Consider the following 12,864-nt stretch of genomic DNA (forward strand, 5'->3'; position numbering starts at 1 on the left):
AAATTATACCGACTACGCAACTGATGCGCATCGACTGTTTTGCTTTTAGGGAAAAATGGTAGCGGGGGGCGGAATTGAACCGCCGACCTCAGGGTTATGAATCCTGCGCTCTCACCAACTGAGCTACCCAGCCACTGTTCAAACGAGCCTTTCGCGAAGCGCTCAGCCCGTCGGATGAGCGGCTTATTAAGAGCGTAGCGGCTTTGTGTCAAGCATATGATGGAGAAAAAGGCCGTGCCGCCGCATAGCCTTTCCCGGGAATTTTACACGGCCACCGGCTGGCTCAAAAGCGCCTTCAGGGAGACTTCGGCTGCGGGCTCGCGCTCGGAGCGCTCGATGAAACCGCCGCCATAAACACGGGCGTCGTCGCCCGGCGCCGAGTAGAGCGCGCAGGCCTGTCCGGGCGCAATACCGGCTTCGCCAACCGTCAGGTCGACATAGACGCCGCTCGCATCGATGTGCAGCACAGCAGGCGCCGGTGCGCGGGTGGAGCGCACCTTGGCATAGCAGGCAAAACCCTCGCCTGATGCTGCGACCTGAAGCGTCTCGTCGCCCAGCCAGTTGACGTCGCGCAGATAGACGCGATGCGTCTCCAGCGCTTCCTTGGGGCCGACGATGACGCGGCGCGAGCGGGCGTCGAGAAAGACGACATAGAGCGGCTCACCGGTGGCGATGCCGATGCCGCGGCGCTGACCGATCGTATAGTGCAGGATGCCCTCGTGCTGGCCAAGGATGCGGCCGTCGAGATGCACGATGTCGCCAGCCAGGGCAGAATTCGGCTTCAGCTTGGTGATGATGTCGGAATATTTGCCCTGCGGCACGAAACAGATGTCCTGGCTGTCAGCCTTCTTGGCAACGACGAGGCCCATCTCTTCGGCCAGCCGGCGGGTCTCCGCCTTCGGCAGGCCGCCGAGCGGGAAGCGCAGATAGTCGATCTGCTCCTGCGTCGTGGCGAAGAGGAAATAGCTCTGGTCGCGATCGGCGTCGGCCGGGCGATAGAGCGCGCGACGGCCGGGATTGCAGGAAGACGGGTTCTGGCGCGAGCGGATATAGTGACCGGTCGCCAGTGCATCGGCACCGAGCTCCCTGGCGGTTGCCAGAAGATCGGCAAACTTGACCGTCTGGTTGCAGGCAACGCAGGGGATCGGCGTCTCACCGGCAACATAGCTTTCCATAAAGGGATTGATGACCGTTTCGCGGAAACGCTTCTCGTAATCGAGGACGTAATGCGGAATACCGAGCGTCTCGCAGACGCGGCGCGCATCATCGATATCCTGACCCGCGCAGCAGGAGCCGGCGCGATGCACGGCGGCGCCGTGGTCGTAGAGCTGCAGCGTAATGCCGAGCACATCATAGCCCTGGCGTTTGAGAAGCCCGGCCACGACGGAGCTGTCAACGCCGCCCGACATGGCGACGACGACACGGGTGTCTTCCGGCTTCTTGTCAAAATCCAGTGTGTTCACGGGTGCTGCCAAATTTCTGTGCTGTTTCGATCCGCCTTCCTGCCTTCGGAATATGGCGGATTTCCTACATTTCCGGCGGGATCGGCCGCCGGTTTCATGGGCGACGGATATAGAAACTATTGCGCCCCTGCGCAAGGGCCGGGTTTTGGGGCCTTCCCGGCGGCGTCATGCGCGGGTCATGCATTGCAGCTATTCGCAATCGACCTTTGATAGGCCGCATTTCATCACGTAGATGAAATGACCCACCTTTTACACGATTCGGATAAATGACAGCCGCTTCCACCACGCTTCGTGGCGTCCTTGTCGCATTTGCGGCCTATGCCGTCTTTGCCTTCAGCGATGCATCCATCAAGGCCCTGCATGGCACGGTTCCCTCCTTCCAGGTCGCCTTCACGGGCGCAATCCTCAGCCTTGCCGCCCTCCCCTTCATCAAGGGACCGCGCGATTCATGGCTCGACATTTTCAGGACGACGAACCGGCCGCTGTGGCTGGTGCGCTTTGCGGCCGGCGCAACCGGCGCAATCGCCTCCATCATCACTTTCACCAAGCTTCCGATGGCGGAGGCCTTCTGCCTGCTCTTCCTGCTGCCCTCCTTCGTTACCATCCTCTCGGTCATCTTCTTGAAGGAAGATGTACGCTGGCAGCGTTGGGCCGCCGTCATCGTCGGTTTCCTGGGTGTGCTCGTGGTTCTCAGGCCGGGTTTCCGCGAACTGTCCGTCGGCCATCTGGCGGCGACCATCGGCGCGATCTCAGCCGCCATTGCCATCGTCATCCTTCGAAAGCTCGGCCCCGCCGAAAAACGCCTGTCGCTTTATGGCGCCTCGCTGCTCGGCACCCTTATCGTCAGCGGCCTGCTCATGCTCTCACAGGTGGTCGTGCCAAGCCCGCAGCAATGGCTCTTCCTTGCAAGCTACGGCCTGCTCGGCGCAGCCGGTAACGTAATGCTGATGACCGCCGCACGACTCGCCCCCGCAACGCTGATCGCGACCCCGCAATACAGCCAGATGATCTGGGCGATTGCCTTCGGCTATCTCTTCTTCGACGACAGTGTCGATCTGCCGATGGCCCTTGGCATCGTGCTCATCATCTGCTCGGGCCTGCTGACGCTGATCCGTGAACGCAAGCGCCAGGTGCCTTTGCCCGCGGCTGTCGCCTCAGGTGATGCGCAGTCGCCCATTGCCACGACGCCGGTGGAAGGCGACGTGGAAGCCCCGACGCGATAGGGCCTACTCCGCCGCCTCGCGCTGGGCACGGGCGGGCGGCTCGTTCATCACCGCACGCATGCGCGGCAGGGCCGCCGGATATTCGCTCTGGATGAAATCGATCAACTTCTCGCGCACCTCGCAGCGCAGATCGAAGGTGCGGCCGGAATTCGATGCCGACACCAGGATACGGATTTCCATCACCGCTTCGCGGAAATCCGTCACGGCAATATTGACGACGCGGCGATCCCAGAGCTTCGAACCTTGCGCAATCTCCTCCACCTTCCTGCGGATCGCATCGACGGGCACACTGTAGTCGAGATAAATCATCACAGTGCCGATCAACGCCGAGCTTTCGCGCGTCCAGTTCTGAAACGGGTTTTCGATGAAGTAGCTGAGCGGCAGGATCAGCCGCCGCCAGTCCCATAATTGCACCACGACATAGGTGGAGGTGATTTCTTCCACCCTGCCCCACTCGCCTTCGACCAACAGCGCATCGTCGATGCGGATCGGCTGGGTAATGGCAAGCTGGATGCCGGCAAACAGGTTCTTCAGCACCGGCTGCAGTGCGAGGCCGACGACGATACCGGCAACGCCGGCCGAGGCGAGCAGGCTGACGCCATATTGCCGGACTGCATCGAAACTCATCATGCAGGCCGATATCGCCACGAGAACGATCAGAAGATCGACGACACGCTCCATGATGCGCGTCTGTGTTACATGCTTTCGCGCCAGAAGATTGTCTTCCGCATCGAGCTTGAAGCGCCTGAGATAGACCGTCATCCAGATATGCTTGGCGGTTTTGGCCATCCAGGCCACAAGGATGATGAAGAAGATAAGCAGGATATGCCGGACAGTTGCCGACTGCATGTCCGTCAGCGGCGCAATGGTCGCCCCGAAGGAAAGGGCGGCCACCAGCATGGCAAGCCGTACAACCCGCTTCAGGCGCGAGACGAGCGAGCGCCAGAAGAGATCCTGGTCCTTGACCAGGCGGGTCAGCAAGCGAAAGAGAATGCGATGCGCAAAGAGCGTCAACGAGATGACGACTGCGAAGATGATGACCCTCGCAAGCCAGTCCGGCAGCCAGACGCCTTCAGCACGGATATTGTCAAGAAACTCTGTCATGCAGTCGCAGTTAGGGTGCGCTGCAGCATGGGAAAGGAAAAATATAAAAAAAGACGCAGCCGAAACTGCGCCTTCAAGAAAGAGGTGGGCGGTATCGGCTTAGGTACCGATCAGCTTGTTGCAGGCAAGTGCGATGCCCGGATTGGCGATGATGGCAGTCACGATCGCCAGACCAATCATCGAAAGTGTGTAGCGTTTCATGTGCATCCTCCTTTCCAGCCCCGCGCCAAGTATGCAATGCTGACGGGCATTCTCAAAATAACGAATGATTGAAACCGTTGTGTAGGTTACCGTCAGCTCTCCCGGCCGGGATCGACGAATAGAGAGCCGTTATAAGCGCCGCAGCATGTGCGGATCGCGACGACGATCCAGATTGCGGCAAGGGCTGCGACCAGACCCTCTCCGAAGCTTGCGAGTGCCGACAACGGAAAGATGCTGGACAGCCGCAGCGTCGCAACGGCATAGACGCCGATCGGGAATGTACAACTCCACCAGCCGAGATTAAAAGGCAGCCCTGCCGCAGGTGGTTGATGGCGATGGCGACCGACGCTGATGTCGCGCAGCACGGTTGCTATGAAGTTGCACAACGGTCTTCTCACCGAGGTGAATATGCCGCCCCTGCCCCGTCCCTTCTTCCTGCTGCGCCACGAAGAGCGCTATCGCAGCAAGGCGGCCGATGCGTTCGATGCGATGATCCCAAACTGATGCCTTCCTCAGCTGGCGGTCGTAGATCAGCGCTTCAGCCTCATGGTGCGGCACTGGGGCAGGCTCTACGCCACATTCATCATGCGATGATCGATTCCAGGGAGCGAAAGCTTTCAGACTGGCAATTTCGCGGCTTAGCTGAACATTCCAGCGATTGACCAAGGGCTCAAACGCATACCTTGATCGGCACGTGGAACCAATTCATTTCCAAAGAGTTATTACCCGTTGAAAATACAACCCATCGGCAGGGAGGCAATGATGGGCACATCCGCAATGACAGATCATGATAAAATCCGGGAATGGATCGAAGCACGTGGTGGCCATCCCGCCCGGATGAAAAGCGGCCTGGTCGGCGTTGAGTTCAGCAGGCAGGAAAACGGTGTGGAGAACATTTCCTGGGACGAGTTCTTCAGGGTTTTCGACGCGAGCAGGGACAGTTTCCTGCATCACGACACGAATGCCACCCGTCACTGATCGCTGGCCACGACAGCATCGGCCCGAAAATCGGAGTCGATATCCGGAAAGCCTGACCTCTAACGGTATTTGCCAAATCATATAAAAACCCGACACGGAAACCGTGCCGGGTTTGCGCGTCTTCCTTGGGAGGAAAACTCAGTCGACGTTGAAAGTCAGCAGCTTTGCCTGGCGGATCGCCGAATTGGCTGTAAGCTTACCCAGAACGACATCGTCAACCGCAGCGTCTACATAAAGCAGAGCGATAGCGTCGCCGCCCTGCTTGTCGCGGCCGAGTTGGAAGTTGGCGATGTTGACACCGGCGCTACCAAGCGTTGTGCCGATAAAGCCGATCATACCGGGAACGTCGGTGTTTGCGATATAGATCATGTGGCTACCGACGTCGGCGTCGAGGTTGATACCCTTGATCTGGATGAAACGCGGCTTACCGTCGGAGAAGACCGTGCCGGCAATCGAACGCGTCATGGATTCCGTCGTCACCGTCAGCTTGATGTAGCCATCGAAGACGCCCGACTTGTCGCGCTTCACCTCCGAAAGGATAACGCCCTTTTCCTTGATCATGATCGGCGCCGAAACCATGTTGACGTCGGCAACCTGCGAGCGGATGAGGCCTGCAAGAACAGCCGAGGTCAGCGCTCGGGTGTTCATGTTGGCCGTAATGCCATCGTAGAGGATCTCGATTTCCTTGATCGGCTCTTCAGTGACCTGACCAACGAAAGCACCGAGAACGTCGGCGAGCCTGATGAACGGCTTCAGGATCGGCGCTTCCTCAGCCGTGATCGACGGCATGTTGATGGCATTCGAAACCGCACCCTTGACGAGGTAGTCCGCCATCTGCTCGGCAACCTGCAGAGCCACGTTTTCCTGGGCTTCCGTGGTCGAGGCGCCGAGATGCGGCGTGCAGACGACATTCGGTAGGCCGAAGAGCGGACTTTCCTTGGCGGGCTCGACTTCGAAGACGTCGAAAGCAGCACCGGCGACATGGCCGAACTTGATGGCTTCGGCAAGCGCTGCCTCATCGACGAGGCCGCCACGGGCGCAGTTGATGATACGCACACCGGGCTTCGCTTTGGCAAGCGCTTCCTTGTTCAGGATGCCGCGCGTCTTGTCCGTCATCGGCACGTGCAGCGTGATGAAATCGGCCTGCGCAAGCAGCTCGTCGAGCTCGACCTTGGTCACGCCCATTTCCTCGGCACGCTCCTTGGAGAGGAACGGGTCGTAGGCAACCACGTGCATCTTCAGGCCGATGGCGCGGGCGCAGACGATGGAGCCGATATTACCGGCGCCGATGACGCCGAGCGTCTTGCCGGTGATCTCGACACCCATGAACTTCGACTTTTCCCACTTGCCGGCCTGCGTGGAAGTGTCCGCGGCCGGAAGCTGACGGGCAACCGCAAACATCAGGGCGATCGCATGTTCGGCAGTGGTGATCGAGTTGCCGAAAGGCGTGTTCATGACGATGATACCGCGGCGCGAGGCGGCCGGGATATCGACATTGTCGACGCCGATGCCGGCGCGGCCGACGACCTTGAGGTTCTTGGCCGCTTCTATGATCTTCTCGGTCACCTTGGTGGCGGAGCGGATCGCAAGGCCATCGTAATTGCCGATGATTTCGAACAGCTTGTCCTTGTCCTTGCCGAGCTGCGGCTGGAAATCGACTTCGACGCCGCGATCACGGAAGATCTGGACGGCGGTTTCCGACAGTTCGTCGGATACGAGAACGCGAGGTGCCATTTTGGCCTCCTTCAAAGAGTTCAGCGATAAACTTGAATTGGGAATGCGGGGCTCCGCCACCAGGCGGAGCCGGATGCGATCACATCAGGCAGCAGCCTGGGAAAGCGCAGCCTTCTGGGTCTCGAAGGCCCAGGAAAGCCAAGGCATCAGCTTCTGCATGTCGGCGGTCTCGATCGTCGCACCTGCCCAGATGCGCAGCCCGGACGGAGCGTCACGATAAGCGCCAATGTCATAGGCGACGCCTTCCTTTTCAAGGAGAGCGACGAGGCCCTTGGCGAAATTCGCCTGGCCGTCGGCATCGAGAGCGGCAACGTCCCTGTCGACGATCTTCAGGCAGATCGAGGTGTTGGATTCGATCTCAGGCTTGACGGCCAGATTGGCGATCCAGTCGTTTGCGGCAATGAAATCGGCGACAGCCTTGGCATTGGCGTCGGCACGGCCGATGAGAGCCTTGAGGCCGCCGAGCCGCTTCGCCCAGAGAAGCGCATCGATATAGTCCTCGACGCAGAGCATGGACGGCGTGTTGATCGTCTCACCCTGGAAGATGCCTTCGATCAGCTTGCCACCCGAGGTCAGGCGGAAAATCTTCGGCAGCGGCCAGGCCGGCTGATAGGAAACCAGGCGTTCGACAGCGCGCGGCGACAGGATGAGAATGCCATGCGCGCCCTCGCCGCCCAGAACCTTCTGCCAGGAGAAGGTAACGACATCGAGCTTGGCGAAATCGAGATTCTGCGCGAAGGCGGCAGAGGTTGCATCGCAGATCGTCAGGCCCTTGCGGTCAGCAGGGATGAAATCGGCGTTCGGAACACGGACGCCCGAGGTCGTGCCGTTCCAGGTAAAGACCACGTCACGGTCGAAATCGACGGTGGAAAGGTCAGGAAGTTCGCCGTAACCGGCTTCGATCTTGCGAACGTCCTTGAGCTTGAGCTGCTTGACGACGTCGGTAACCCAGCCGGCACCGAAGCTTTCCCAGGCGACCATGTCGACGCCGCGCTCGCCGAGCAGCGACCAGAGCGCCATTTCGACGGCGCCGGTATCGGAAGCCGGAACGATGCCGATGCGGTAATCCACCGGCACTTCCAGGATTTCGCGTGTGAGATCGATCGCCTGCTTCAGCTTGACCTTGCCGACTTTCGCACGGTGCGAACGGCCAAGGGCCGCATCGGAAAGAGCTTCGAGCGTCCAGCCAGGACGTTTCGCGCAGGGGCCAGAAGAAAAATGAGTGTTTTGCGGACGCACGTCCGGCTTTGCGGTATTCGCCATATTGCTACCCTTCCAGATAGATGGCTCCTCGTTGGGGAGGAGTGTCCCGCCGCTGTGTTTATGGACGAAGCTCATCATAGTCAAGCGGCCGACGTCGTTTCTGGAGGGTATTTTGCCGCAACCGCGATCACGTTTCCGGTCACGCGACGCTGCTTGGCGCGGCGCGATCACGCGCGTTGAAGATATCGCGGCCGATGCGACGGGCTGTCTCGATATGCATGGCAGCATTCCCAGCGTCGGAGTCGAGAAACAGTTCCGACGTCACCACAGGGGCGCCGCAATAGTCAAAAATACCATGGTCGATTTGCGTCTTCATGGCGCTGAAATAGCCGTGGCGCTCATAGGTACCGACATCAGCACCGCCGTTCCCGACGAGATGCACGCGCAAATGCTCAAGCTTTTTTTCGACCCTGCCGGACGTGTCGTCATAGGCCCAGCCATTGGCAAAGACGCGATCGATCCAGCCTTTCATCAAGGCCGGCATGGACCACCAATAGACAGGATAGACCAATATGAGCGCATCGGCGCGATCGATCCTTGCCTGCTCCGCCAGCACATCGGCAGGCGCCACGGTTTTCCGGCGATGAGCCGCAATATCCGCCTCGGTGAATCTGGGATCGAAAGCCTCTTCCGTCAGGTCTGCGATTTCGAAGGAGTTGGCGGCATCGAAAGCCGCTATGCCTCCGGCAATCCCCGCGGCAACGCCGTGACTGAGTGAGTTGGAGTCGGGATGGGCGAGAACGATAAGTGCATGCATGTCGAAACCTCCTGATCGATGATTGCGAGCGCGATCGATCACTTATATACTTTTCGTAAGCTACTTATAGTAAGTTACTTTTCGTAGGTTACGATGTCAAGCATGGAAAACGCCCTCCCCCGCCCTCGTCGCCGGCTTTCGAGAGAGGAGAGGCATCGACAGCTCCTGGATGTGTCCTGGCGATTGATCCGGGAAGAAGGAACGGACGCGCTAACACTCGGCCGGTTAGCCGAACAAGCAGACGTGGCAAAGCCCGTGGTCTACGATCATTTCGGCACGCGGACGGGATTGCTTGCAGAACTTTACCGGGAATTCGACGATCGGCAGACGGCGCTCATGGAAGCCGCACTGCGCGAAAGCGGACCGGCGCTGAAAGACAAGGCGCAGGTCATGGCGGCCTCCTATATCGATTGCGTTCTCACGCAGGGCCGGGAAATTCCCGATGTGATCGCCGCCTTGGCGAGTTCCCCGGAGCTGGAAAAGGTCAAACACGAGTGTCAGGTGATCTTCATGGACCAATGCAGATCAGTGCTCACCCCCTTCGTCGGCGCGGGAACCATCGCGTCAGCCGGCCTCTGGGCAATGCTTGGCGCGGCCGAAACTCTCTCCTATGCCGCGGCAACCGGTGAAATCAACGCTAGGCAGGCCGAGGACGAACTTTTCGAGATCATTCTGGCGATGGTCTCCAGAAACGCCCGCTGAAACGAAAAAAGCCGCCCTTTCGGACGGCTTTCGATAATCTCTGGAGCTCTCGCTTACTTGTAGACCGGCTGCTGCAGCGGAATTTCCGGCGCTTCGTAGGCGACCGGCTGAGCACAGCCGCCGAAGAGGTAACGGGCGCCGACACGGGCTTCATGGACGTTGACGCCACGGTCGCGACCCGGGCCGCCGTTTTCGTTGTAGCCGAACATGTTGCCGCCATCGATATGCAGGTAGCGGTAGCCGACATCGGCCTTGACGTTGCAGGTCACGTCGATCGAGGCGCCGGCCATGAGGGCGTAGCTGAAGCGCCAGCCGCCGCGGCCGCCATGGACGACTTCATCATCGCAACCGCTGCCGTCATCGGCGCAGGCGACGTTGTGAAGGTCCTTCCACTTGACGTAGGAACCACCGATACCAGCGCCGACATAAGGCGTGAAGTAGGCGTAGGTGCCGAGATCCACATAGGCGTTGGCGAGCAGCGTGTAAGCCGTCATCGACGATACGTCTCTCGACGTACATGCGATTACGCAGGCGCCAAAGTCAGCGCCGCCGCCGACCGTCGAACCGCGGAAGTCAGACTTGGTCAGATAATCGAAGGTCAAGTCAGTGCGCAGATAGCTATTGATCTGGTAACCGACACCGCCGCCGACCGTCCAGGCATCGTCAAGGTCTGCATCGTCGAAATCGGCTTCGAGGGCATTGCTTCCCTGGAAGAATTTCGCCCCGCGCAGGTCGGTAAAGGCATAACCGACATCGCCGCGCAGATACCAGCCGGTGCTTTCGCTGACGGCAACTTCCGGCGGCTGTTCCGGGATGGGCTCGATCGGCGCAAGATCGGCAGAATAAGCATTCGACGCGATCACCAGCGCGGCGAAGATACCGGACAAAGTTCGTTTCATGGATCCACTCCAACGGTTGCGTCGGCGCGCTGCAGGCCGCCAAACGGATAAGCTTTTATGGATAATGAATCGGAAACGTTAAAAGCTGCTTAACCATAAGAAGTAATTCGAATATTCGCCGGAGAACATGTTTCGGAAAGGTAAATGCGGGCCATCTGCCTGTTTTGACTTCTGGAACCTGCAAGACGACAAATAAAGCGGACGAAGAGCGCAGAAGAAAAGCAAACAGGGTCGAGGGACATGTTCCTTCAGCAGCCAACCACGTAAGACAGCAAGGATTTTCCACGTGGGATCGACACATGCAGAACAGCAACAGGCAGGCGGCCGACACCATTGCCGATCTCTACGAGCGGCATGCCAAACTCTGGGATACAAGCCGCGGCAAAACCCTTTTTGAACGGAGCTGGCTGGACCGCTTCGCTGCCCTGGTCCCGCAAGGCGGTCCGATCCTCGATATCGGCTGCGGCTCGGGCGAACCTCTCGCACGCCATTTCATCGAAAGCGGCTATGCCGTGACCGGCATCGATTCGTCGCCCAGCCTGATCGACATGTGCCGGACGCGCTTTCCAAACTCCGATTGGCAGGTCGCAGATATGCGCCATCTGTCGCTTGGCAGAAGTTTCGATGGGCTGATTGCCTGGGACAGTTTCTTCCATCTGACATCAGAAGACCAGCGGCGTATGTTCCCGCTGTTTCGCACGCATTCGAAGCCGGGAACGGCGCTGATGTTCACCAGTGGCCCGGCGCATGGCGAAGCCATGGGCGTCTTCGTCGGCGAACCGCTCTATCACAGCAGTCTCAGTCCGGATGAATATCGCGCCCTGCTCGCCGAACACGGCTTCACAGTCGTCGCCCACAAGGCCGAAGACCCGACCTGCGGCAACCACACGGTCTGGCTCGCGCAATACCAGTAAATCGGCACCAATAAAAAAGCCGGCTCGAAGGCCGGCTTTCAATCCTTGAGGCGACGCTTTCAGGCGGCGCTGCGTACGCTCGAAATCGTGCCTATCAGATCGTTGACGATGCGCTCGATCTGCGCGCGGTCGTCGCCCTCCGCCATCACGCGGATCAACGGCTCGGTGCCGGAAGGGCGGATGACGAGACGGCCATTCTTGGAAAGCTCGGCTTCGGCATCGGCGATCGCCTTGACCACATGCAGGTCTTCGAGTGGCTTGCCGCCGGAAATGCGGACATTGCGCAGAAGCTGCGGCACCGGCTCGAAACGGCGGCAAATTTCGCTGACCGTTTTGCCGGTGCGCTTGACCGCCGCCAGGATCTGCAGGGCGGCAACGAGACCGTCGCCGGTTGTGCCGTAATCCGAAAGCACGATATGGCCGGACTGCTCGCCACCGACATTATAATTGTGCTGGCGCATGTGCTCGACGACATAGCGGTCGCCAACCTTCGTGCGCGCAAGACCAAGGCCCTTGTCCCCAAGGAAGCGCTCAAGGCCGAGATTGGACATGACGGTCGCGACGATACCGTTGCCGCGCAGCTGCTGGCTCTCGGCCCAGCTTTCGGCGATGACGGCCATCAGTTGATCGCCATCGACGATCGAACCGTTTTCGTCCACGATGATGACGCGGTCGGCATCGCCATCGAGCGCAATGCCGATATCGGCGCGCACCTCGTCGACCTTCTTCTGCAAGGCGACCGGGCTGGTAGAGCCACAATTCAGATTGATGTTCGTGCCGTTCGGTTCATTGCCGATCGTCACCACGTCGGCGCCAAGTTCCCAAAGCACGGCAGGAGCGACCTTGTAGGCTGCGCCATTGGCGCAGTCGACCGCGACGCGCAGACCCTGCAAGGTCACGTCGCGCGGCAGGGTGCGTTTGACGTGCTCGAGATAGCGATAGATATCGCCATCGACACGCTTTGCTCGGCCGATTTCCTCAGCCTTGGCAAGCTGTCCCGATAGATCTTTGTCGAGCAGATCCTCGATCTGCGCTTCGAGATCATCGGAGAGCTTGTAACCATCAGGACCGAAAAGCTTGATACCGTTATCTTGGAATGGATTGTGCGAGGCTGAAATCATTACCCCGATATCGCATCGCAGCGAACGTGTCAGCATGGCAACCGCAGGTGTCGGAATAGGTCCGAGCAGGAACACGTCCAGTCCCGCCGCGGTAAAGCCGGCCACCAGGGCATTCTCCAGCATATAGCCTGACAGGCGTGTGTCCTTGCCGATCACAACACGATGACGGTGGGCGCCGTTCCGAAAAATCGTTCCTGCGGCAATACCGACCCGCATGGCAAGGTCCGGCGTCATGGGGAAGATGTTGGCTTGGCCTCGGATGCCGTCCGTCCCAAAATAGCGTCTTTTCATATGCACTCCTGCGCTTTCCGCGCGCCGTAGAAGCTTACGCATTCCTCAAGCAAGAATCCGGCTTCAAAGATTGATGCTGTGCCAGAGACCTCGATTCAGACTTGTCTTTAGTCAGCGGAATGCCACAAAACCGCGTAACCGGCACGTAAATTACCAAGAAAACTGATTATATCCTGTTACTAATATAAAAAGGGCCGGATTCCCTGTGGAAATC

The 12,864-nt window shown here is 59.3% G+C and carries 12 protein-coding genes and 1 tRNA gene; 4 read left to right on the top strand and 9 right to left on the bottom strand.

Features of this window, described 5'->3' with window-relative positions; translation table 11 throughout:
• Positions 1-56: 56 nt before the first annotated feature.
• Positions 57-133, bottom strand: a tRNA-Met gene (locus AC1DUP_RS10210).
• Positions 134-263: 130 nt separating this feature from the next.
• Positions 264-1,463, bottom strand: a complete 1,200-nt coding sequence (mnmA, locus tag AC1DUP_RS10215) for a tRNA 2-thiouridine(34) synthase MnmA (RefSeq protein ID WP_113295413.1) — start codon at positions 1,461-1,463, stop codon at positions 264-266.
• 266 nt (positions 1,464-1,729) lie between these two features.
• Between mnmA and AC1DUP_RS10220 the strand changes: the two genes are divergently transcribed.
• The gene (locus AC1DUP_RS10220; RefSeq protein WP_113295412.1) at positions 1,730-2,686 is read left to right on the top strand and encodes a DMT family transporter; all 957 of its coding nucleotides are present in this window, start codon (positions 1,730-1,732) and stop codon (positions 2,684-2,686) included.
• A gap of 3 nt (positions 2,687-2,689) precedes the next feature.
• Here AC1DUP_RS10220 and AC1DUP_RS10225 read toward each other — a convergent pair whose 3' ends face one another.
• Together AC1DUP_RS10225 and AC1DUP_RS10230 are read right to left on the bottom strand one after the other, a co-directional pair.
• Positions 2,690-3,790, bottom strand: a complete 1,101-nt coding sequence (locus tag AC1DUP_RS10225) for a mechanosensitive ion channel family protein (protein ID WP_477832597.1) — start codon at positions 3,788-3,790, stop codon at positions 2,690-2,692.
• A 293-nt stretch (positions 3,791-4,083) separates the two neighbouring features.
• A complete protein-coding gene (locus AC1DUP_RS10230; RefSeq protein ID WP_477832598.1) occupies positions 4,084-4,377 on the bottom strand; it encodes an SLAC1 family transporter in 294 nt (97 codons plus the stop codon).
• Between the two features lie 376 nt (positions 4,378-4,753).
• Here AC1DUP_RS10230 and AC1DUP_RS10235 point away from each other — a divergent pair, with 376 nt between their 5' ends.
• Positions 4,754-4,969: a hypothetical protein gene (locus tag AC1DUP_RS10235; RefSeq protein ID WP_477832599.1), complete on the top strand. Its 216-nt coding sequence runs from the start codon at positions 4,754-4,756 to the stop codon at positions 4,967-4,969.
• Between the two features lie 138 nt (positions 4,970-5,107).
• Here AC1DUP_RS10235 and serA read toward each other — a convergent pair whose 3' ends face one another.
• From serA to AC1DUP_RS10250, 3 genes are all read right to left on the bottom strand, one after another.
• Positions 5,108-6,703: a phosphoglycerate dehydrogenase gene (serA, locus tag AC1DUP_RS10240; protein WP_477832600.1), complete on the bottom strand. Its 1,596-nt coding sequence runs from the start codon at positions 6,701-6,703 to the stop codon at positions 5,108-5,110.
• An 84-nt stretch (positions 6,704-6,787) separates the two neighbouring features.
• Entirely contained in the window at positions 6,788-7,966 is a 1,179-nt protein-coding gene (locus tag AC1DUP_RS10245; protein WP_477832601.1) for a phosphoserine transaminase, read from the bottom strand.
• Between the two features lie 139 nt (positions 7,967-8,105).
• A complete protein-coding gene (locus tag AC1DUP_RS10250) occupies positions 8,106-8,723 on the bottom strand; it encodes an NAD(P)H-dependent oxidoreductase (protein ID WP_477832602.1) in 618 nt (205 codons plus the stop codon).
• Positions 8,724-8,816: 93 nt separating this feature from the next.
• On the opposite strand from AC1DUP_RS10250, the gene AC1DUP_RS10255 reads away from it, so the two are divergent.
• Positions 8,817-9,425 (top strand): helix-turn-helix domain-containing protein, encoded by a 609-nt coding sequence (locus AC1DUP_RS10255; RefSeq protein WP_113295405.1) that lies wholly within the window; start codon positions 8,817-8,819, stop codon positions 9,423-9,425.
• A 53-nt stretch (positions 9,426-9,478) separates the two neighbouring features.
• Here AC1DUP_RS10255 and AC1DUP_RS10260 read toward each other — a convergent pair whose 3' ends face one another.
• The gene (locus tag AC1DUP_RS10260; protein ID WP_113295404.1) at positions 9,479-10,324 is read right to left on the bottom strand and encodes an outer membrane protein; all 846 of its coding nucleotides are present in this window, start codon (positions 10,322-10,324) and stop codon (positions 9,479-9,481) included.
• 299 nt (positions 10,325-10,623) lie between these two features.
• Here AC1DUP_RS10260 and AC1DUP_RS10265 point away from each other — a divergent pair, with 299 nt between their 5' ends.
• Complete coding sequence (locus AC1DUP_RS10265) at positions 10,624-11,238, top strand: class I SAM-dependent methyltransferase (protein ID WP_115034100.1); 615 nt, start codon at positions 10,624-10,626, stop codon at positions 11,236-11,238.
• 59 nt (positions 11,239-11,297) lie between these two features.
• Here the strand turns inward: AC1DUP_RS10265 and glmM are convergent, their stop codons facing one another.
• On the bottom strand, positions 11,298-12,650 hold the full coding sequence (glmM, locus tag AC1DUP_RS10270) for a phosphoglucosamine mutase (RefSeq protein ID WP_113295402.1): 1,353 nt from the start codon (positions 12,648-12,650) through the stop codon (positions 11,298-11,300).
• Positions 12,651-12,864 lie beyond the last annotated feature (214 nt).

It is taken from the genome of Rhizobium sp. 01L419 (genome assembly GCF_056400025.1).

Excerpts from the sequence above, each read along its gene's own strand:
- AC1DUP_RS10255 (WP_113295405.1), top strand. The coding sequence starts at position 8,817 with ATGTCAAGCATGGAAAACGCCCTCCCCCGCCCTCGTCGCCGGCTTTCG.
- AC1DUP_RS10265 (WP_115034100.1), top strand. The coding sequence starts at position 10,624 with ATGCAGAACAGCAACAGGCAGGCGGCCGACACCATTGCCGATCTCTAC.
- AC1DUP_RS10245 (WP_477832601.1), bottom strand. The coding sequence starts at position 7,966 with ATGGCGAATACCGCAAAGCCGGACGTGCGTCCGCAAAACACTCATTTT.
- AC1DUP_RS10220 (WP_113295412.1), top strand. The coding sequence starts at position 1,730 with ATGACAGCCGCTTCCACCACGCTTCGTGGCGTCCTTGTCGCATTTGCG.
- AC1DUP_RS10250 (WP_477832602.1), bottom strand. The coding sequence starts at position 8,723 with ATGCATGCACTTATCGTTCTCGCCCATCCCGACTCCAACTCACTCAGT.
- AC1DUP_RS10225 (WP_477832597.1), bottom strand. The coding sequence starts at position 3,790 with ATGACAGAGTTTCTTGACAATATCCGTGCTGAAGGCGTCTGGCTGCCG.
- AC1DUP_RS10235 (WP_477832599.1), top strand. The coding sequence starts at position 4,754 with ATGGGCACATCCGCAATGACAGATCATGATAAAATCCGGGAATGGATC.
- glmM (WP_113295402.1), bottom strand. The coding sequence starts at position 12,650 with ATGAAAAGACGCTATTTTGGGACGGACGGCATCCGAGGCCAAGCCAAC.
- AC1DUP_RS10260 (WP_113295404.1), bottom strand. The coding sequence starts at position 10,324 with ATGAAACGAACTTTGTCCGGTATCTTCGCCGCGCTGGTGATCGCGTCG.
- serA (WP_477832600.1), bottom strand. The coding sequence starts at position 6,703 with ATGGCACCTCGCGTTCTCGTATCCGACGAACTGTCGGAAACCGCCGTC.